Here is a 19,942-nt window from a genome sequence, read left to right as displayed (position 1 = left end):
TCACCCCATCACTCGTTCGGCGGCGTGGTCGCCTTGGCTTCGCTGCCAAAGGTGCCATCGGCTTCTGCGGCCAGATACGCAAACACCGTGTAGGCCGCCACGTTCTGCGCCAGTGCCTTGGGGTCGATCTTGTCCAGCGTATCGTCGGCGGTGTGGTGCAGATCGAAGTAGTCCGTCCCATCCTGTGCCAGCCATGCCCATGCGCCGCCCTTGGCTGCCAGCGGGCCGACGTCCGGACCGGGGCCACCCTTGTCGGCCATGTATTCAATGCCCAGTGGCTTCATCACCTCGGCAATCTGCGCAGTCGCTTCGCGCGAGCCTTCCGGGTTCGGCGAGCCCGTATTGAACGCATAGATGCGGCCGGCACCGAAATCGCTCTCGGCGGCCAGCTGATGCCGCGCCACATCCTTGGCGTGTGCTTCGGCGTAGGCCTTGCCACCGTAGAGACCCTGTTCTTCGTTGGCGAAGGCGACCACGCGGATGGTGCGCTTGGGGGCCTGCTTCAGCTGCCCGATCAGATGGCCCGCCGCCATGGTGATGCCGACGCCCGCGCCGTCATCAATGGCGCCGGTGCCCAGGTCCCAGGAATCGAGGTGACCCCCGATCACCACCACTTCCTTGGGAAGGGTGCGTCCGGTGATTTCACCGATCACGTTGTAGGAGGTTGCCGTGCCATCCCAGCCGCAGTCCAGCGCCACCTTCACCGTGGTGCTGCCGCGCGCCACCAGGCGGGCCAGCTGGTCGGCATCGGGCACCGACAGCGCCGCCGACGGCACCGGGGTCAGGCCTTCATCAAAGCGGGTGATGCCGGTGTGCGGCACCCGGTGAGAATCGGTACCGGCCGAGCGCATCAGGAAGCCGACCGCGCCCTTGCGGATCGCCTCGGACGGGCCCTTGCTGCGGATCGCACCGCCACGGCCGTAGTCGCGGCCATCGCGGAACGGCAGCATCTGGTAATCGACGAAGGCGATCTTGCCCTTCAGCGAACCCTCCGGCGCCGCCTGCAGCGCCGCCAGGTCGGCAAAGCGCACAACCTCGGCTTCAACCGCGCCGCCCGGGCTGCCACCCAGCGCGGTGATGTGCAGAGGCTGCGGGTTGCTGCCGGTCACAGCGGCGTGTTCACTGCGGCGTTCCCACTTGGGGAAGGTCACCGGCTCCTTCCACACCTTGTCGAAGCCGAGGGCTTTGAACTTGGCCTCAGCCCAGGCCACCGCGCGCGCGTCGGCTTCGCTGCCGGCGATGCGCGGCCCGATCTCGGTGGTCAGCGATTCAACCACCTTCCAGCCGGTGTCATCGGCCAGGGCCTGATCGCGCAGCTGGGCGGCCGTGGCCAGCGAGGCCGGGGGCAGGGTGGTGGTGCGCGGTGCCGCGAAAGCCGGTGCGGCCAGCAGGGCAAGGGAGGATGCGATGGCAAGGACGCGGCGACGCATGGACAGCTCCGGGAAGGGAATCAGCCTTGGAGCTTAACAGTCGCCCAGCGACGCGCATGGGCGGGAGGTCACGGCTGCGGCGAACGCTGTTTTCCGCCATGAACGGCAAAGTGAAAGCCCTGGTAGAGCCGGCCGCTGGCCGGCTCCCCGCATGGTGCGATGTTGCCGGCCAGCGGCCGGCACTACCGGTGGGTGCCCTTATTTCTTCAGGCTGTCGCGGATTTCGCGCAGCAGCACCACTTCTTCCTTCGGTGCGGCCGGGGCGGCTTCCTTCTTGCGCGAGAGGCGGTTGATCACCTTGATCACCATGAAAATGGCGAACGCCACGATGATGAACTGCACCAGCGTATTGAGGAAATCACCATAGCCGATCACCACCGCCGGAATTTCCTTGCCATCCGGTCCGATGCTGGCGGCCGACAACGTCCAGGCCAGATCAGAGAAATCCACCTTGCCGATCAGCATGCCCAGGGGCGGCATGATGATTTTTTCCACCAGCGCGGTGACGATCTTGCCAAAGGCCGCGCCAATCACCACGCCCACGGCGAGGTCGATGACGTTGCCGCGCATCGCGAATTCCTTGAACTCGGTGAGCATTCCCATTCTTGTTCTTCTCCTGAGGGCGAGGGGACAGGCAGCAGGTTAACGCAGCGGGTGTCAGCCGGGGATGATGTCAGCCGGCGATGACGCCGTGACGCTCGGCCACGTTTTCCAGTCGTGCACTGAAACGGTCGCCTGGCTTCAAAGCGGCCACGCCCGACGGCGTGCCCATGAAGACCAGATCGCCGGCACGCAGCTGCCACAGCTTGGACAGCTCATGCAGGATTTCCGGCACGTTCCAGATCATCTGGTCGAGCAGCGACTGCTGGCGCACTTCGCCGTTGACTTCCAGCGACAGATTCAACGCGGCCAGGTCGCCCACTTCACCGGCATGCACGATCTCGCTGATCGGCGCGGAGGCGTCGAAGCCCTTGGCAGAATCCCACGGGTGGCCCTTTTCCTTGGCGGCGGCCTGCAGGTCGCGGCGGGTCAGGTCCAGGCCCACGGCATAGCCGTAGATGAGGGAGTCGGCATCGGCCACCGCCAGTTCGCCGGCCGGTGCATCAACGCCGATCGCAACCACCAGCTCCACTTCGTGGTGCAGGTTGCTGGTAGCCGGAGGGTAGGGGATCACATCGTCATGGCCGACCACGATGGCATCGGCCGGCTTGGTGAAGAACATCGGGCGGCCGCGATCGTCGGCGGCCGGCACTGCAGCGCCCATCTCACGCGCATGGTCGGCGAAGTTGCGGCCGACGCAATAGATGCGGTGGACCGGGAACGTGCCACCCCCCACCACCGGTACGCGCGGCACGACGGGGGTCGGGATGACATCGGAAACAGCAGCAATGGACATGCGGGGGTTCCAGTAGGAAGGCCCCTGCAGTCTAGAACGGTGCGGCGCCCACGTCAGCGGGCGAACGCATCAGCGCGACATCGGCAAAGCTGACTTGCGCACGACGCGGTATTCGCCTTCCACCACGTTGGCATCGGCGGCACGACGCGCGGCGGTCGGCTTGCGCAAAGCAAGCAGCTTCCAGGCCAGGCCGATCAGGATCATCGCCGCACCGACGAACACGCCGATGAACACCATCGCTGCCAGGATCGCCAGGCCGAGCAGGCCCACGGCAACGCGCACCAGCGGGTGGCGTGGCTTGCGCGGCGCGAACAGGGTGCGGAACTGGGTGAAGGCGGAAGCGCGAGTAAACATGGCGGCTCGATAGGGCTGGAATCAGCGAAACCAGAGTATCGGGATGCGCCACTGTCATTGAGTGAAAAACTCGTTAAATATAGCCGAGGCTTATTACGGATCAATGACTTGTGTTCATGTCGCAGCCAGTGACCTGAGCGGGCGTGCGACAATCCGGCTTTCCGTCCGAGCCTTCCGCCATGACTGCCGCCACTGCCCTGATCGCCCTTGAAGCCCTTGCCGATGGGGCGTTTGCCGAGGTCGAAGCGGTGGTCGAGGGCGATGCGGAATCGCTGGTGCTCTACCGCGATGGCGCGCAGGTGCGTGCATTCCTGAACATCTGCCCGCATGCCGGCCGTCGTCTGGACTGGGCGCCGGGTCAGTTCCTGAAGAGCCGTGAAGGCCATCTGGTGTGCGCCGCCCATGGGGCCTCGTTCGCCCTCGACAGCGGCGACTGCATCGCCGGCCCTTGCAAGGGCGACCGCCTGCGCGCGGTGCCGGTGGACATCCGCGACGGCCAGGTCTACCTGGCCTGAGGCCAGATCCGGGGTCGGATCTGTTCCCCGCAGGAAAACGGCTCTGATCCCGTCGGGGCATCAGTGCAGAGGCATCCACGCATGGCGTGGATCTACTGCAGGTTGCCGGTCAGCGGCCGGCACCACCGCAGGCACAGGGTGCTCAAAACATCAGGTTGATCATCACCACCACCACGCAGGTGTAGATCAGCGACAGCGGGCCGCCGACCCGCCACATCTCGCGCGGGGTGTAGTTGGCCGGGCCGGTGATCATCGAAATGACCGGGTTGGAGGCCGTCATCAGGTTGTTGGACGCCGACAGCGCCACGATCAGTGCGAATGCGGTCGGGTTGCCGCCTGCGGCCAGCGCAAGGTTCACCGCGATGGGGACCATCACGATCGTCGCCCCCACATGGCTGATCACCAGCGAGAAGGCGGTGGTGAGCAGCGCCAACGCCACTTCCAGCACCCACAGCGGAATGCCGGTAGGCAGCTTGTCGATGGTGTGGCCGGCCACCCAGGCCGCCGCGCCACTGGAATCCATCGCCCAGCCGAGTGGAATCAGCCCGGCCATCATGAACACTGTCTTCCAGTTGATCGAGGCATAGGCCTCGTCCATGCGCAGCACGCCGGTCAGCAGCATGCCGGCCACGCCGGTCATCAGGGTCAGTGCCACCGGCAGCTTGCTGGTCAGCGCGATCAGGATGGTGAGGGCGAAGATCGCCATCGCGATCTTGAACTTGTGCGGGCGCTGCTCGCCGGTCGGGTAGTCGGTCACCACCACGAAGTCGCGGCTCTTGGCGGCCTGCGCCAGGTCGGTCCAGATGCTGTGGAAGACCAGCATGTCACCCGCGCGCAGCTGCACGTCGCGGACGTCCTCGCGGATCACCTGCTTGTCGCGGTTGATCGCCAGCAGGCTGATGCCGCGTTCCTTGCGCAGACGCAGGTCGGCAGCGCTCTTGCCGATCACGTTGGACGTCGGTGGCACCACGGCCTCGGAAATGCCCGCGCGGCTGGGGTTGAACAGATCGCCCAGGTGTTTCAGCCGCGAGGACATGCGCAGGAACTGGTTCTGTGCGAAGTCGTTCACGTCCTGCCGCGGGCCCATCGCGCCCAGCACGCTGCCCACCCAGATGCGCATCTCTGCCGGCGGCGCCAGGCGGGTGTCGTTGCCGGTCTTCAGCGCCAGCAGCAGCGGCGCATCGTGCAGCGTCTCCGCCTCGCCCAGGGTCATGCCCACCAGCGGGCTCTCGGCGGTCACCACCAGCTCGAACACATCGCCTTCGATGCCGTAGGTCTTGGCGAAATAGCTCTCGGTGCGCGCCGGGGTTACGCCGTCATTGACCAGGTTTTCCTCTTCGATCAGTTTGCGGTCGCCGAAGTAGCGGAAGTACAGCAGCGAGGCGATCAGCAGGGCCACACCAATGGGCAGCGGCGCGAACATGCGCAGCGGCTCGATGGTGGCCAGGCCCGAGGGCAGGTTGTTGTTGGCCGAGGCCAGCAGATCGTTCAGCAGGATCAGCGGCGAGTTGCCGACCATGGTCAGTGCGCCACCCATCACGATGGCCGCCGAGATCGGCAGCAGCAGCCGCTGCAGGGTCAGGCCGGTACGTGCGGCCAGCCGCGAGGCCACCGGCAGGTAAAGCGCCATCACCGACGGGTTCTGCATGAAGGACGAGTTCAGCCCTGCGATGGCCGTGGTCATCATCAGCAGCCGCTGTTCCACGCCGTGGCCGCGCCGCAGCAGCCAGGCCGCCAGCCGGTTCAATGCCCCGGTGCGGTCCAGGCCGGCACCGAGGATGGTGGTGGCGATGATGCTCATCACCGCGTTACCGGAGAAGCCACCGAAGATTTCTTCAGGGGCGATCAGCCCGGTAACGCCGAGCACCACCAGCACCACCAGCGCAACCACATCCGCACGGATGCGCTCGAACAGGAACATCGCCATCGTGAAGCCGACCAGCCCGAGCACGAGCTTCATGTCGTTGGTCAGCGTCAGCGCGGTATCCATGTGGGGCGCAGTGTCCTCGGGCGTGGGTCAGGTGCGGTCGTACAGCAGGTCCCAAACACCGTGGCCGAGCTTCTGGCCGCGGGTCTCGAAGTGGGTCTGCGGGCGCCAGTCCGGGCGCGGCACGCTGCCACGCGGGCCCGCGCGGTTCACCAGCCCGGCCGTGGCGTCGAGCACGTCCCACATCTGCTCGGCGTAGTCTTCCCAGTCGGTGGCGCAGTGCAGGCGGCCGCCGGGGCGCAGTTTGCGCACGATCAGCTCGGCAAACGCCGGCTGCAGCAGGCGGCGCTTGTTGTGGCGCTTCTTGTGCCACGGGTCCGGGAAGTAGATGCGCACTTCATCCAGCGCGCCATCGGCGATCTCGTTCTGCAGCACTTCCACCGCATCGTGGTGGTACAGGCGCACGTGGTCGGCGTTGTCATCGGCCAGCGCGTTCAGCAGGCGGCCCACGCCGGGGGCATGCACTTCAATGCCGATGTAGTCGCGCGACGGATCATGCTGGGCGGCGAAACGCATGGCCGCCCCGTTGCCGAAGCCGATTTCCAGCACCTTGTGCGCCGGGCGGCCGAAGGTGGCATCCAGGTCGCGCGGCTGGCCGTTGTAGTCGATGCCGAAGCGCGGCCAGCGTTCGTCGAACGCGCGCTGCTGGGCGGGCGTGAAGCGGCCCTGGCGCAGCACGAAGCTGCGCACCTCGCGGCGGCCCTCGCTGACGGTGAAGGGCTTGGGCGGGGCCTTGGAACCGGCGCTGTCAAAAGGATTGGTCATCAGCCGATCAGCCCATCCACCGGGGAGGAGGCGCTGGCGTAGCGCTTGCGCGGGATGCGCCCGGCCAGGAACGCCTCGCGGCCGGCCTCGACGGCCTTGCGCATGGCGCTGGCCATCAGCACCGGGTGGCGTGCGCCGGCGATGGCGGTGTTCATCAGCACGCCATCGCAGCCCAGTTCCATCGCAATGGCGGCATCGGACGCGGTGCCCACGCCGGCGTCGACGATGATCGGCACCTTGGCGTCTTCGATGATCTGCAGCAGGTTGTACTTGTTCTGGATGCCCAGGCCCGAACCGATCGGCGCGGCCAGCGGCATGACCGCCGCGCAGCCGATCTCTTCCAGGCGCTTGGCCAGGATCGGGTCGTCGGAGGTGTAGACCATCACCTCGAAACCGTCCTTGACCAGCTGTTCGGCGGCCTTGAGGGTCTGCACCACGTCCGGGTACAGCGACTTCTGGTCGCCCAGCACTTCCAGCTTGGTCAGGTTGTGGCCGTCCAGCAGCTCACGGGCCAGGCGGCAGGTACGTACGGCGTCTTCGGCGGTGTAGCAGCCGGCGGTGTTGGGCAGGATGGTGTAGCGGTCCGGCGGCAGCACGTCCAGCAGGTTCGGTTCGCCCGGGTTCTGGCCGACATCCTTATTGAAGAATGGGGTGCGGCGGATGGCCACGGTGACGATCTGGGCGCCCGCAGCCTCGGTGGCCAGGCGGGTTTCTTCCAGATCCTTGAACTTGCCGGTGCCGGTAAGCAGCCGCGAGCCGTAGGTCTTGCCGGCGATCACCAGCGAATCGGGGGAGACAGGGAGGTTCATGACGCGATTATCGCTTATCCGCCTGAAGATGGGGTCACGCAGAAGGCGGGGTCGGATCCCTTTGCCAGCGGCAAAGGGCTCTGACCCGTAGCGTGAGGGTTCGGGGTCAGAGCCCTCCGCGCAGCGAAGGGATCCGACCCCGGTACCTCAACCGCCGCCCAGCGCGTGCACGATCTCCACGATGTCGCCTTCGGCCAGCACGTGCTCGCCATGGCGGCTGCGGCTGACGATCCCGCCATTCACTTCCACCGCCACCCGGCGCTGCAGCAGCGCCTCGGCGGCAAGCAGGTCGAGGACGGTCGCCGAAGCGGGCAGGGTGCGGGGTTCGCCATTGAGCTGGATGTTCATGCGGGCATTGTCGCCGATGGCCCGTCGGGATCGGAACAGTTGCATCCTGGCCCGCACGCCACCTCCAGCACACCCTGTCAGCCGGGGATCGGGCGACAATTCATGCGGCGGCGCAGCGTGAGCAATCGGCAGCACGGTGAAACCATTCACCGTGCGCCGGCGTACGTGTGCGCTGGATCCCCAACATTTCCCCCAGGAGTTTTTACATGCTGCTCAGCAAACGCCCGATCCGCTCCCTGATGGCGGCCGCGATCGCGCTCGCGGCGCTGCCGGCCATGGCAGGCGAATCCCCCTTCACCCGCACCGTGTTCTTCGGCGACAGCCTGACCGACAGCGGCTACTACCGCCCGCTGCTGCCGGCCGACGTGCGCCCGGTCACCGGCCAGTTCACCACCAACCCCGGCTGGGAATGGTCGCAGTTCGTCGCCGACTACTACGGCACCAATGCCAGCCCCAACGGCAACGGCCAGACCGGTGACAACTACGCCGTGGGTGGCGCCCGCGTGGGCACCGACCTCACCCAGCCGGCCTTCGGCAACGTGGCCGTGCCGTCGCTGAAGACGCAGATGGCCAACTATCTGGCCGCCAACGGTGGCAAGGCCGACCCGAACGCGCTGTACACCGTGTGGGGCGGCGCCAATGATCTGTTCTCGATCACCGCCCCGGCCCAGGCGCCGGCTGTGATCGGTGCAGCCGTCACCACCCAGGTCGGCATCGTCGCCAGCCTCAAGCAGGCCGGTGCGCAGTACGTGATGGTGCCCAACCTGCCCGACGTCGGCATCACCCCGGGCTTCATCGACCGCGGCGCGGCCGGTCAGGCGCAGGGCACCGCCCTGTCGCAGGCGTACAACAACGCCCTGTACGGTGGCCTGAAGCAGGCCGGCATCGAGTTCATCCCGCTCGACACCTACACCCTGCTGCACGAAATCATCGCCAACCCGGGCATGTACGGCTTCAGCAACGTCACCGGCCGCGCCTGCCTGGTGGCCTCGTCGCTGACCTGCAGCCCGCTGGCCTACGCCACCCCGAATGCGGCCAGCACCTATCTGTTCGCCGATGACGTGCACCCGACCTCGGCCGCGCACCAGATGCTGGGCCAGTACGCCATCTCGATCCTGGAAGGCCCGCGCCTGCAGCAGATCCTGACCCATTCGGCGCAGACCATCGGTCGCTCGCGTGCCGACCAGGTCAGCCTGCACCAGGCCGGCCGTCCGGCCGATGGCATGTCCTGGTGGGGTGGCGTGCGTGGTGACATGCAGCGCTACGACCACGCCGATGTCTATGACGGCATGGCCCCGGCCGGCCTGTTCGGCATCGATTGGGCGCGTGACGGCATGGTCGTCGGCGGCTTCGCCGGTTTCGGCCGCATGGACGCCGACTTCGGCAACAGCCGTGGCGACTTCACCCAGAAGGACACCACCGCCGGTCTGTTCGCTGGCTGGTACGGCGACCGCATGTGGGTGAACGGCCAGGTCAGCTACACCTGGCTGTCCTATGACGTGAACCGCAAGGTCCAGCTCGGCCCGGCCACCCGCGAACATGGCGGCTCGCCGGATGGCAGCAACCTGACCGCAGCCCTGAACGCCGGTTACGAGTTCGGCACCGAGGGCAGCTTCCGCCACGGCCCGATCGCCTCGGTGATCTGGCAGAAGGTGAAGATCGACGGCTACACCGAAACCGCCGATGCCAACACCCTGGCTACGGCCCTGGGCTACGGCAAGCAGGACGTCGATTCCACCGTCGGCCGCATCGGCTGGCAGGCCCGCTTCGATGGCGGCAGCGTGAAGCCGTACGTGCAGGTGACCTACGACCACGAGTTCGAGGACACCAAGCAGGCCAGCGCATGGGTGCAGAGCCTGCCGGACGTGGGCATGTACCGCGTGCCGGGCATGGACTTCGACAAGAACTATGCAACCGCCATTTTCGGCGCGCGCATGGAACTGTTCGGCCTGCAGAGCAACATCGGCCTGAGCGCCACCACCCTGCAGAAGCGTGCGCAGGATGCGACGCTGTTCGCCAGCTTCAGCGGCAGCTTCTGATCCAGAACGGGGTCAGAGCCCTTTCCTCGCGGAAAGGGATCTGACCCCAACGCGCTAGGGGTCGGATCCCTTTCCGCCAGGAAAGGGCTCCGACCCCATTGCCCAACACCGGCCGCTCCGCATAGACTTTCACCCTGCACTGCGGGCGTAGCTCAATGGTAGAGCTGTAGCTTCCCAAGCTACTGACGTGGGTTCGATTCCCATCGCCCGCTCCAGTTTTCAGAACCCCGGTAACGGCCGCGCCGTTGCCGGGGTTTTTTTTATGCCCGCCATGCGAATCCGCTGCGGACCACGCCGACACGCCCGTGCCGGCAGCATCATCCCGCCGCAACGCCGCCGCGCTATGCTGCGCGCCTGCCGTCCACTGCCGCCGCGATGAAGCTCGCCATCCTGTCCCGCAACAGCTCGCTGTACTCCACCCGCCGGCTGGTCGAAGCGGCGCGCGCGCGCGGTCATACCGTGCGCATCCTCGACCCGCTGCGCTGCTACATGCGCATCGCGGCCGATGGCTTTTCCATGCACTACAAGGGCCGGCCGATGACCGGCGTGGATGTGGTCATTCCGCGCATCGGCGCCTCCATCACCCGTTACGGCACGGCCGTGCTGCGCCAGTTCGAGCTGATGGGCGCCCGCACACCCAATCCGTCCGACGCGATCCTGCGTTCGCGCGACAAGCTGCGCGCACACCAGCTGCTGGCAGCCAAGGGCATCGACATGCCGGTCACCGTGTTCGGCGACAACCCGGACGATACGGTCGATCTGTTGTCCATGCTCGGGCCGCCGCCGCACGTGGTGAAGCTCAACGAGGGCACCCAGGGGCGCGGTGTCATCCTCACCGAAAAGGCCAGCGCGTCACGCGGCATCGTCGAGGCCCTGCGCGGCCTGTACGCCAACTTCCTCATGCAGGAGTTCATCGGCGAGGCCAAGGGCGCGGACCTGCGCTGCTTCGTGGTGGGCGATCAGGTCGTGGCGTCGATGCAACGGCAGGCCCCGGAAGGGGACTTCCGCTCCAACCTGCATGCCGGGGGCACGGCGGTGCCGGCCAAAGCCAGCCGGGCTGAACAGCAGGTGGCGGTGCGCTCGGCCAAGGCGCTGGGCCTGACGGTGTGCGGGGTCGACCTGATCCGCTCCGAGCGCGGCCCGCTGGTGCTGGAGGTCAACTCCACGCCGGGCCTGGAGGGCATCGAGGCGGCCTGCCAGGTGGATGTGGCCGCGCGCATCATTGCGCATGTCGAGAAGATTAAAAAGCCTTGATTATCAATTGGTTGTGGATTTCATGAAGATTCCCGGCGGCGTTTAACACGGCTTTAATCGGTGCCGGCGTAGGCTTCAGCGAACCGCAGCTCTGCCTCTCAGCAGGATCGGTAATCGGGATACGACTTCAGGCCCAGGCGGCTAGACCGCCTGGGTCTTTTTTTATGCCCGCAGCCCCTGGCCGGCCCTGCCGTTGGTCCCTTGTGGCGGGGCAGGGCGGCTCGTAGAGTTGGGCCTTCGTTCCGGGATGGATCGGGAGGTTGGCGATGTACCGCATCACCATGATCGTGTTGTTGCTGGGTGTGTCCGCGGCCACCCTGGCTGCATCGGAAAAGCCCGCGATCCAGATGGATCGGCAGGCCCCGCTGGCCGAGCAGGTGCGCCAGGTCGAAAAGGCGCTGGACAATGGCGAGTACGCTGAGATTTCAGCCGACGACCGGGCCCAGGTCCGCCAATCGCTGGAGCGCATCACTTTGCGCATGGGTGACCACCGGACGGTGCAGGAACTGCCTGCGGCGGTCCAGAACGAGGTGTTCAACGACCAGGAACGGATCAACACCATCCTCACCCGCGCCCACGCGGACAGCCGGCTGGTCTGCCAGCACACCCGCACTACCGGCAGCAACATGCCCAAAAGCCGCTGCCTGACCGTGGCTGAGCGGCGCCGGATCGAGGAGAAGGGCAAGGCGCTGCTCAACGATGAGCGCAGCTACAAAACCCTCTCGCCGCCGCCCGCGGGACGCTGACCGAGGGCCGTCGGTCACCCTGCCGGTGGTCCCTTGTCGGCGTGCCTGCGGGGCCGTAGAGTCGAGGATTCTTCATGGACGATAGGAGGGGGAACGATGCATCGCAAGACCACGCTTGGCCTGGCCTTGAGCCTGGCAATGACCTTGGCGTTCACGGCACATGCCCGCGTCGACAAGGACGCCGAGGTCAAACTCGACTCAACCGCGCCGGTGGCCGAGCAGATCGCCGCCATCGAAAAAGCGCTGAGTTCCGAGGATTACAGTGAGATCAGCATGGAGCAGAAAAGCACCGTGCAGCAGGCGCTGGGGCGCATCCGGCTGAAGATGGGGGACCATCAGCGGGTGGATGAAGTGAGTCCGCAGGCCCGCGTCGAGATCTTCAACGATCAGGAAAAGGTCAACACGATCCTGACTCAGGCCCGCGCCGACAGCCGCATGGTCTGCCGTCGCGAGCGCTCCACGGGCAGCAACATGCCGCAGCGGGTATGCATGACGGTAGCGCAGCGGCGCGAGGCCGAAGAAGCCGGCCGCAAGGCACTGCGCGACAGCCCGGCCCTCAACAATTACAGGCCGTGAGCAGGGCCGTAAGTGTCCCGCACGAAATGTTAAGACTGCTACCTGTATCGTTCAGCAGGTAGACGTGGCGTCCACCTGCTCAGGCGCATCCTGAGTGGGTGGGCATCCCCGACGACCCTTACTGAACCAGAGGTCACAGTGCGTATTCTCGTAATCGAAGACAACAGCGACATCGCAGCCAACCTTGGCGATTACCTCGAGGATCGGGGGCACACGGTGGACTTCGCTGCTGACGGGGTCACCGGCCTGCATCTGGCCGTGGTGCACGAGTTCGACGCGATCGTGCTGGATCTCAACCTGCCGGGCATGGATGGCATCGAAGTCTGCCGAAAGCTTCGCAACGAGGCCCGCAAGCAGACCCCGGTGCTGATGCTGACCGCGCGCGATTCGCTGGACAACAAGCTGGCCGGGTTCGATTCGGGTGCCGATGACTACCTGATCAAGCCGTTCGCCCTGCAGGAAGTGGAAGTGCGCCTCAACGCCCTGTCGCGCCGCGGCAAGGGTGTGCAGACCCGCGTTCTGGAAACCGGCGATCTGGAATACAACCTGGACACGCTGGAAGTACGCCGCCAGGGCAAGCTGCTGCAGCTCAACCCCACCGCATTGAAGATCCTGCAGGCGCTGATGGAAGCCGCTCCGGCCGTGGTCACCCGCCAGGAGCTGGAAACCCGCGTATGGGGCGAAGAACTGCCCGATTCCGATTCCCTGCGTGTCCACATCCATGGCCTGCGCGCGGTGGTCGACAAGCCGTTTGAAGTGCCGCTGATCCAGACCCGCCATGGCATCGGATACCGCATCGCCACCCCGGAAGCCTGATTCGGTGGCAACCAAGGGTGAGCGTCGGCGCACGCCCTATCGGCGGCGCCTGCGCAGTCGAATCATCGTCTCCTTCGTGTTGTTGGGCTTCTGCCTGACGACACTGTTCGCGTTCGCCACCAACTGGGCCCGCATGCGCGTGGAAACCCAGCTGGTGGAAGACGTGATGAACCGCAACATCGACGAGTACGCGCGTCGGTACTACGAGGACCCGCTGCGCAGCCCCGACCTCCCGGTGCAGCAGATCCGCGCATTCGCCTACCCCAAGGACAAGTTCGAGCGGGTGCGGGAAGAGCGTGCGCAGTGGGCGGCATTCAACGACGGCATCCATACGGTCACCGGTGACGAGCACGGTGAGCAGTACTCGTACAAGCTGGCCGTGCGCAAGACGCCCGACGCCTGGTTCTTCCTCGCCTATGACATGACCGACAGCGTGCGCGGTGGGCAGCAGCTCAACCGCGCGCTGGTGCTGTCGGTGCTGTTCTTCAGCCTGTTGTCGCTGGTGCTGGGCTGGTGGTCGGCGTCGAAGGTGATGAAACCGGTGTCCGACCTGGCGGCGCGGCTGCGCGCCTACCGCGGTGGCACGAGCGAGCCCGAGCCGCTGGCACCGCGTTTCCCCGACGACGAGGTGGGGCAGCTTGCGCAGGCCCTGGACGACTATTCCTCGCGCCTGACCGAAGTGGTGCAGCGTGATCGTGAGTTCAATGCCGACGTCAGCCACGAGCTGCGCACGCCGCTGGCGGTGATCCGTGGCGCCACCGAACTGCTGCTGACCCGGCCCGGCCTGGACGAGAAGGTGCTGCAGCGCCTGCAGCGCATCCAGCGTGCCGAACAGCAGTGCAGCGATCTGATCGGCGCCTTGCTGCTCCTGTCGCGCAATGAGCGCGGGCAGGGCACGAGCAATGTCGCCCGCGTGGCCGATCAACTGCTTGATGCGCACCGTGCGCAGCTGGGTGGCAAGCCGCTGGAGCTGGTGCTGGAAGGCGAGCGCGATCTGGTGATCGACGCCCCGGAGGCGGCCCTGTCGGTGGCGCTGGGCAACCTCATCGGCAATGCCGTGAAGTACTCGCAGGACGGCAGCGTGCGCGTGCACGTGAGCAGTAATGCGGTCTCTGTGACTGACAGTGGACCTGGCTTGAGCGAGGAAGATGCCGCCAAGCTGTTCCAGCGTGGTTATCGCGGCACCCATGCGGGTCATTCGCAGGGCGGCGGTATCGGCCTGTCGATTGTCAGCCGTCTGTGCGACCTGTACGGCTGGCAGGTAAGCGTGCGCCCTGGGGGGGATCGTGGCGTCATCGCGACCCTGACGTTCTCGCCGAAGCCGTTCTGAGCGATGCAGTGGTCATCCACGCATGGCGTGGATCTACTGGGGCTTGAGGTCATCCACGCATGGCGTGGATCTACTGTCGTAACCGGCGTGCATGTTGCTGGGTGTCGTCGGCGGAAATCGATTCGTTCCCGTTGCACTGTCCGCTCTGACGCATTTGCCTCCTGACATTCGCCCGCACGAATGGCCAGATGCCCTGTCATCTGCAAGGAGCCTTGGCCATGTCACACCGCACTGATTACCCCAACCTGCACCAGCTGATCGGCGATTCGATCGACTTTCTATCCGCGGAGGTCGCTGAACGCATCGAAGGCGTCCTGAAGGATCCCGGAGACCTGATGCCCATCCTGCAGGAGAAACTGGAGGCCGACCGGGCCACTGCGCAGGCGGCGGAACGTGCCGGGCTGACCACCCAGCAGAGTGGTACGGCCGCCAGTCTCAGGCGTACCGTTTCCGGCATCAGCACGCTGGCCCGGCTGATGCATGCCGCGCACATCGCGCGGACGCGCGGCGGCCCGCTTCAGGCCGTGCCGTCAGAGACGATGGAAGGACTGTTGGTGGCCACCCGCGAGCTGACCCGGCACGTGCAGCAGCAGCTGCATGCGGAGCGGATCCGTGGGGAGTCGACGCTCCAGTAGCGTCGAGCCCATGCTCGACTGCTTCTCGGCGGTTGTGCATTGACTCGGGCGCTGCACCGGCAATCAAGCGGTGGGTGGTAGATGGTGGTCGGTGGTCGGTGGTCGGTGGTTGGTGGTTGGTGGGTGCGGACCGTTGGTCCGCACCGCCGGTGCGGTCATCCACGCATGGCGTGGATCTACCGGGCCTTCGTGGTCGCGGGGTCGCCGGGGATGGGCGTCGCCGTCCCCAGGGCCTCAACCACATACAGGCGCTTGACCAGCACATACAGCACCACGGTCAGCGGCGCGGCCAGCAGTATGCCGGCCGGGCCCAGCAGCGAGCCGATGCCGAACAGCGAGAACAGCAGCAGGGCAGGCGGCAGGTCCACCGCACGCTGCTGGATGAGGGGCTGCAGCAGATGCCCCTCCACCTGCTGCACCAGCACGAACAATGCCACCGTGGCCAACGCAATTTCCGGGCTGACGGTGAAGGCCAGCAGGATGGCGGGTACCGCTGCCAGGATGGGACCAACGATCGGTACGAAATCCAGCAGCGCGGTGATGATGCCCAGCCCGAACGCGACCGGCACGCCCAGCGCCCACAGCCCCAGCCCGGTCAGCAGGCCGACCACGGCCATGGCCAGCAGCTGGCCGCCCAGCCAGGCCTTCAATGCATTGCCGCTGGCGTGGAATGCGTCGTCCACGGCCGGACGCTGCCGCGTCGGCAGCAGCTTCAGCAGTCCGGTGCGGTACAGCGCGGGCTGGGCCGCAAGATAGATGCCGCCGATCAGCACCAGGAACAGGTCGGCCACGCCACCGGTGGCCGACATCGCCAGTGATCCGGCGCGCGCGGCCATGGTCGATACGCTGGATTGGGCGTTCTGGGTCAACTCATGGACCGTGGGTCCGATCGGACTGTCCGCCAGCCAAGTCTGGAAGTTTTCCCAGGCGGCTGGCAGCGTCTGCCGCAGGGTGGCCATCTGCGCACTCAACTGCGACCCGAACAGCCACATCGCCAGCCCGAACAGCACCACCAGCAGCAGCACGGTCAGGCCCAGCGCCCAGCCTTCCGACAGCGCTGTGTACCGAAGCGCCACACCCATGATGGCGCGCAGCAGGGCCGCGACCACCACCGCCCCGAAGACCAGCAGGACCAGTTGCGACAGTTGCCAGAGCAGCAGGCCGAGGGCGACCAGCGCCAAGGTGACCACCACGCGGGCGGTATAGGAACGAAGCGAAGCGTTGGGCACGGGGCGGTCTCACAGGCTGGCGCAATGACAGGCGCGAGACCTTAGCCGGATGCGTGAGAAGGCCGCGTGTGCCTGGCCGGCTGCAGCCGTGCCGGTGCTGCTGCCTCAGCGCGTGGCGCGTTGCAGATAGCGCGCGTGCAGTGCTTCCACCTGCGCCTGCAGGTCATCCGGGTGCCCATCATTGAGCACCACATCATCGGCCAGTGCCTGGCGCTGCGCGCGGCTGGCCTGGGCGGCAATCATCTGGTCCGCCAGCGCCGCATCAATACCGTCGCGCTGCATCAGCCGCGCGTGCTGCACGGCTTCCGGGGCATCGACCAGCAGCACGCGGTCCAGCCAGGGGTAGGCCTGGCGGCCGCCCACTTCGGTCAGCAGCGGAATGGCCGCCAGCGCGTAGGGGCTGGTGGCCTGCTCGCACTGCTGCTGCATCAGCTGGCGGATGGCCGGGTGGGTGATCGCCTCCAGGGCCACCCGTTCGGCCGGGTCGGCGAAGATATGAGCCCGCAAGCGGGCCCGATCCAGGCTGCCATCGGCCAGCAGCATGTCGGCACCGAAGCGCTCGGCGATGGCGGCCAGGGCCGGGCTGCCGGCCGCAACCACCGCACGGGCGGCGAGGTCCGCGTCGGCCACCACAATGCCCAGCGCCTCGAAGCGCCGGGTCACCTCGCTCTTGCCGGCGGCGATGCCGCCGGTCAGGCCAACCACGTAACGGCTCATGGCGGCAGGGTCAGCGCAGCCCGCTCATTACCAGATACTGGTTCACCAGCGGCTCGCCCCACATGAAGTACACCCAGCCGGCCAGCGCCAGATAGGGTCCGAAGGGGATCGGCGTGGCTTTGTCGCGGCCGCGGGCGTACAGCCAGATCGAGCCGATGATGGCCCCCAGTACCGACGACAGCAGGATGATGGGGAGGATGCCCTTCAGCCCGCACCAGGCGCCCAGCGCAGCCAGCAGCTTGGCATCGCCGCCGCCCATGCCATCGCGGTTGGTTGCGATCTTGTAGGCCCTGGCCACCAGCCACAGCACGAGGAAGCCTGCGGCTGCGCCGATCAGCGCCGGTTTGGCGGGCATGTACAGGTTGTCCATGCTGCCCACCAGGCCCAGCCACATCAGTGGCAGGGTGATCTGGTCCGGCAGGTACTGCGTACGCAGGTCGATGCCGGAAAGGGCGATCAGGAAGCAGGTCAGCACGATGGCCCCGAAGCCCTGCCAGCCGAAGCCGAACTGCCAGACGCAGGCCAGCACCATCACCGCGGTCAGCGCCTCCACCAGCGGGTACTGGATGGAGATGGGCGCCTTGCAGTGGCGGCATTTGCCGCCCTGGATGATCCAGCTGAACAGCGGGATGTTCTCGTACCAGGACAGCTTGTGCTTGCAATGCGGGCAGTGCGAGGGCTCGACCACGATGCCGGGTGGAGGCGGGTCGTAGATGTCCGGCTGCTCCAGGACCTCACGCGCCTCGCGCTTCCACTCCCACATCATGCGCCGGGGCAGGCGCAGGATGACCACGTTCAGGAAACTGCCGATTAGCAGCCCCAGGGCGGCCGCGGCGGGGTAGCCGAGGCCGGGATGCTGGTCGAGAAATGCCATTGTTACCTTTAGCCGACGACGGCGCCGAGTTTGAAGATGGGCAGGTACATCGCGATGACCAGGCCGCCGACAATGGTACCAATGAACACCATGATCATCGGTTCCAGCAGGCTGCTCAGGGCATCCACCGCGTTGTTGACTTCCTGCTCGTAGTACTCGGCCACTTTGAACAGCATGGCATCCAGGGCGCCGGCCTCTTCGCCGATACCGGTCATCTGGATGACCATGTGCGGGAAGAGGTTGGCCTGCTTCATGGCCATGTTGACCGGGTAGCCGACCGACACGTCATCGCGCATGCGCAGTACGGCGTCGGTATACACGCGATTTCCCGTAGCACCTGCCACGATTCCTAGGCCCTCAACGAGAGGGACGCCAGCCTTGAACGTCACGGCAGTTGTGCGGGCAAAGCGCGCAATGGCGCTGTTATGCATGACTTGCCCTATCACGGGCACTTTGAGAATAAGCCGATCAAGCGTGTGTTGCATTTTTTGAGAGCGCTTGTAGGCCATGATCGTGCCAACAACAATGGCTATCAGAAGAATGAATAGTGGAAGCCACCAGCTGACCATGAAGCGTGACATGTTGACTACCAGTTGGGTGAAGGCTGGCAGATCGGCACCGAAGCTCTGGAAAACCTCCTCGAACTGAGGTACTACCCATATCAGTAGAATGGAGCTAACCAAGAGCGCTACCGCCATTACCATGGCGGGATAGAACATTGCCTTCTTGATCTTTCCTTTGAGGGCCTCGATGTTTTCTTTGTACGAAGCAATGGTGTCAAGCACAGTCTCGAGGACGCCGGCGCTTTCACCAGCGCGAACCAAGTTTCGGTACAGCTCATCGAACTGTACTGGGTGCTTGCTGATTGCTTCATTCAGGGATGAGCCTCCCTCAATGTCGGTTCGGATGCTATCGACCATCTTCTTCATTCGCGGATTCTTGTGTCCGCTGCCGATGATTTCCAGAGCCGAGACGATCGGCACACCAGACTTCATCATCGTCGCCATCTGTCGGCTGAAAAAGGCGATGTCCTTTGCATTGACAGGTTTGCCTGAAGCGCCAAACAGGGGCTTGGCCTTCATCTTGACCTGTCCCGGATTGATACCTTGACGTCGGAGCTCCGCCCGCAGCAAGTTCGCGTTCTTGGCGAGTTGTTCGCCTTTCATTTTCACGCCCCGCTTGTCGGTCCCCTCCCAGACAAACGGCTGCAGCTCCATGGTGCTACGCGCCACGGGTTCCTTCTTGATCGCACTGCGACTGACAGACATGTTGGCTCCCCAAGGCCCGCCTTCCCCAGGCGGGCATCATTGTCTGGGATGGTAGCGGGTTCAGGGCCGTCCGTGGAAGTTGGCAGCGTGATCGTGTGCAGCATTCCTGCGAGCCATGGCACAAAGTGACGCATTGCGTCACTTTGACGCCTTCGTCGCATTTCCTGTTCAGGGGGCTTCACATACAAGAATTTGGTGCCATCATTGGCTCCGGGGAGATCCAGGGGGAGGCGTGCCGGAGTTGGCACGCAACCTGCGTCGATTCACCCGCAGGGCGCGGGAACCGCTCATCTGGCCACCGGCCGGACCATCCAGGCGCACTGAACTCAACCACCACCAAACTTGGGGACGTACACATGAAGAACCAGAAGGGCTTCACCCTTATCGAACTGATGATCGTCATTGCGATCATCGCAATCCTGGCTGCGATTGCGCTGCCGGCATACAGCGATTACACCAAGAAGGCCAAGGTTGCAGAAGTGATCCTGGCTGCTTCTTCTGCGCGCACCGCAGTGTCGGAGTACGCCGCTGGTAATGGTTCGCTGCCGCCGACCGATTGGAAGACTGAGGTCCAGTCTTCTAAGTTCGTCAGTGGCGTCGAGTGGAAGAGCAACACCATCGTCGCAACCTCCACTGTGCCGGGTGCCACTGGCACGATCACGCTGATCCCGACTCTGCAGTCGAATGGTCAGGTGACCTGGGTCTGCGGTAAGACGGGCGACGTTGACGCGAAGTACCGTCCGGGCACCTGCCAGGGTTAAGGTGTGATTGCGTTGGCCTGGTTAATGGGTCATTGCGCATGAGCCAAATGGTATTTCAACAGGCCCCGCTATGCGGGGCTTGTTTTTGAGGGG

Annotated in this window: 21 protein-coding genes and 1 tRNA gene; 10 read left to right on the top strand and 12 right to left on the bottom strand. The window is 65.5% G+C overall.

The genetic code is table 11. The features are described from left to right. Window positions 1-8 precede the first annotated feature (8 nt). The 4 genes from C1924_RS15710 to C1924_RS15695 form a co-directional block, all read right to left on the bottom strand. Entirely contained in the window at window positions 9-1,430 is a 1,422-nt protein-coding gene (locus tag C1924_RS15710; protein WP_108766134.1) for a M28 family peptidase, read from the bottom strand. Between the two features lie 198 nt (window positions 1,431-1,628). After that, window positions 1,629-2,033: a large-conductance mechanosensitive channel protein MscL gene (gene mscL / locus C1924_RS15705; RefSeq protein ID WP_108766133.1), complete on the bottom strand. Its 405-nt coding sequence runs from the start codon at window positions 2,031-2,033 to the stop codon at window positions 1,629-1,631. A gap of 70 nt (window positions 2,034-2,103) precedes the next feature. Further along, window positions 2,104-2,826: a fumarylacetoacetate hydrolase family protein gene (locus C1924_RS15700; protein ID WP_108766132.1), complete on the bottom strand. Its 723-nt coding sequence runs from the start codon at window positions 2,824-2,826 to the stop codon at window positions 2,104-2,106. 69 nt (window positions 2,827-2,895) lie between these two features. Further along, window positions 2,896-3,180 carry a hypothetical protein gene (locus tag C1924_RS15695; RefSeq protein WP_108766131.1) on the bottom strand — a complete coding sequence of 95 codons (285 nt, stop codon included), beginning with the start codon at window positions 3,178-3,180 and terminating at the stop codon, window positions 2,896-2,898. 179 nt (window positions 3,181-3,359) lie between these two features. Here C1924_RS15695 and C1924_RS15690 point away from each other — a divergent pair, with 179 nt between their 5' ends. Then, a complete protein-coding gene (locus tag C1924_RS15690) occupies window positions 3,360-3,695 on the top strand; it encodes a Rieske (2Fe-2S) protein (protein ID WP_108766130.1) in 336 nt (111 codons plus the stop codon). A gap of 142 nt (window positions 3,696-3,837) precedes the next feature. Here the strand turns inward: C1924_RS15690 and C1924_RS15685 are convergent, their stop codons facing one another. From C1924_RS15685 to thiS, 4 genes are all read right to left on the bottom strand, one after another. Next, the gene (locus C1924_RS15685) at window positions 3,838-5,685 is read right to left on the bottom strand and encodes an SLC13 family permease (protein WP_108766129.1); all 1,848 of its coding nucleotides are present in this window, start codon (window positions 5,683-5,685) and stop codon (window positions 3,838-3,840) included. A 27-nt stretch (window positions 5,686-5,712) separates the two neighbouring features. Beyond that, on the bottom strand, window positions 5,713-6,447 hold the full coding sequence (gene trmB / locus C1924_RS15680; RefSeq protein WP_006387461.1) for a tRNA (guanosine(46)-N7)-methyltransferase TrmB: 735 nt from the start codon (window positions 6,445-6,447) through the stop codon (window positions 5,713-5,715). Next, window positions 6,447-7,256 (bottom strand): thiazole synthase, encoded by an 810-nt coding sequence (locus C1924_RS15675; protein WP_108766128.1) that lies wholly within the window; start codon window positions 7,254-7,256, stop codon window positions 6,447-6,449. The genes trmB and C1924_RS15675 overlap by 1 nt, the downstream gene beginning before the upstream one ends. Window positions 7,257-7,403: 147 nt before the next feature. Next, the gene (gene thiS, locus C1924_RS15670; RefSeq protein ID WP_108767090.1) at window positions 7,404-7,604 is read right to left on the bottom strand and encodes a sulfur carrier protein ThiS; all 201 of its coding nucleotides are present in this window, start codon (window positions 7,602-7,604) and stop codon (window positions 7,404-7,406) included. A gap of 206 nt (window positions 7,605-7,810) precedes the next feature. On the opposite strand from thiS, the gene C1924_RS15665 reads away from it, so the two are divergent. From C1924_RS15665 to C1924_RS15630, 8 genes are all read left to right on the top strand, one after another. Continuing rightward, on the top strand, window positions 7,811-9,643 hold the full coding sequence (locus C1924_RS15665) for an autotransporter domain-containing protein (protein WP_108766127.1): 1,833 nt from the start codon (window positions 7,811-7,813) through the stop codon (window positions 9,641-9,643). Between the two features lie 141 nt (window positions 9,644-9,784). Beyond that, window positions 9,785-9,858, top strand: a tRNA-Gly gene (locus tag C1924_RS15660). A gap of 160 nt (window positions 9,859-10,018) precedes the next feature. After that, window positions 10,019-10,897, top strand: coding sequence for a 30S ribosomal protein S6--L-glutamate ligase (gene rimK / locus C1924_RS15655; protein WP_108766126.1), 879 nt, complete (start codon window positions 10,019-10,021; stop codon window positions 10,895-10,897). Between the two features lie 266 nt (window positions 10,898-11,163). After that, complete coding sequence (locus C1924_RS15650; protein ID WP_108766125.1) at window positions 11,164-11,643, top strand: hypothetical protein; 480 nt, start codon at window positions 11,164-11,166, stop codon at window positions 11,641-11,643. A 96-nt stretch (window positions 11,644-11,739) separates the two neighbouring features. Beyond that, window positions 11,740-12,219: a hypothetical protein gene (locus C1924_RS15645; RefSeq protein WP_108766124.1), complete on the top strand. Its 480-nt coding sequence runs from the start codon at window positions 11,740-11,742 to the stop codon at window positions 12,217-12,219. A 138-nt stretch (window positions 12,220-12,357) separates the two neighbouring features. Continuing rightward, window positions 12,358-13,035: a response regulator transcription factor gene (locus C1924_RS15640; protein ID WP_005410804.1), complete on the top strand. Its 678-nt coding sequence runs from the start codon at window positions 12,358-12,360 to the stop codon at window positions 13,033-13,035. Beyond that, entirely contained in the window at window positions 12,998-14,365 is a 1,368-nt protein-coding gene (locus tag C1924_RS15635; RefSeq protein WP_108766123.1) for a HAMP domain-containing sensor histidine kinase, read from the top strand. The genes C1924_RS15640 and C1924_RS15635 overlap by 38 nt, the downstream gene beginning before the upstream one ends. 218 nt (window positions 14,366-14,583) lie before the next feature. Beyond that, the gene (locus tag C1924_RS15630; protein ID WP_108766122.1) at window positions 14,584-15,000 is read left to right on the top strand and encodes a hypothetical protein; all 417 of its coding nucleotides are present in this window, start codon (window positions 14,584-14,586) and stop codon (window positions 14,998-15,000) included. Between the two features lie 176 nt (window positions 15,001-15,176). Here the strand turns inward: C1924_RS15630 and C1924_RS15625 are convergent, their stop codons facing one another. The 4 genes from C1924_RS15625 to C1924_RS15610 all read right to left on the bottom strand — a co-directional run bounded on the left by C1924_RS15625 (window position 15,177) and on the right by C1924_RS15610 (window position 19,088). Then, window positions 15,177-16,229 (bottom strand): AI-2E family transporter, encoded by a 1,053-nt coding sequence (locus C1924_RS15625; RefSeq protein ID WP_108766121.1) that lies wholly within the window; start codon window positions 16,227-16,229, stop codon window positions 15,177-15,179. A gap of 105 nt (window positions 16,230-16,334) precedes the next feature. Beyond that, the gene (gene coaE, locus C1924_RS15620; protein WP_108766120.1) at window positions 16,335-16,946 is read right to left on the bottom strand and encodes a dephospho-CoA kinase; all 612 of its coding nucleotides are present in this window, start codon (window positions 16,944-16,946) and stop codon (window positions 16,335-16,337) included. A gap of 10 nt (window positions 16,947-16,956) precedes the next feature. Further along, window positions 16,957-17,820, bottom strand: coding sequence for an A24 family peptidase (locus C1924_RS15615; RefSeq protein WP_108766119.1), 864 nt, complete (start codon window positions 17,818-17,820; stop codon window positions 16,957-16,959). An 8-nt stretch (window positions 17,821-17,828) separates the two neighbouring features. Then, window positions 17,829-19,088, bottom strand: a complete 1,260-nt coding sequence (locus tag C1924_RS15610; RefSeq protein ID WP_108766118.1) for a type II secretion system F family protein — start codon at window positions 19,086-19,088, stop codon at window positions 17,829-17,831. A 356-nt stretch (window positions 19,089-19,444) separates the two neighbouring features. Here C1924_RS15610 and C1924_RS15605 point away from each other — a divergent pair, with 356 nt between their 5' ends. Next, window positions 19,445-19,849, top strand: coding sequence for a pilin (locus C1924_RS15605; RefSeq protein WP_108766117.1), 405 nt, complete (start codon window positions 19,445-19,447; stop codon window positions 19,847-19,849). The last annotated feature ends 93 nt before the right edge of the window (window positions 19,850-19,942 follow it).

The organism is Stenotrophomonas sp. ESTM1D_MKCIP4_1 (genome assembly GCF_003086895.1).
Classification (GTDB): Bacteria; Pseudomonadota; Gammaproteobacteria; order Xanthomonadales; family Xanthomonadaceae; genus Stenotrophomonas.
This window is presented reverse-complemented; position numbering and strand designations above follow the sequence as displayed.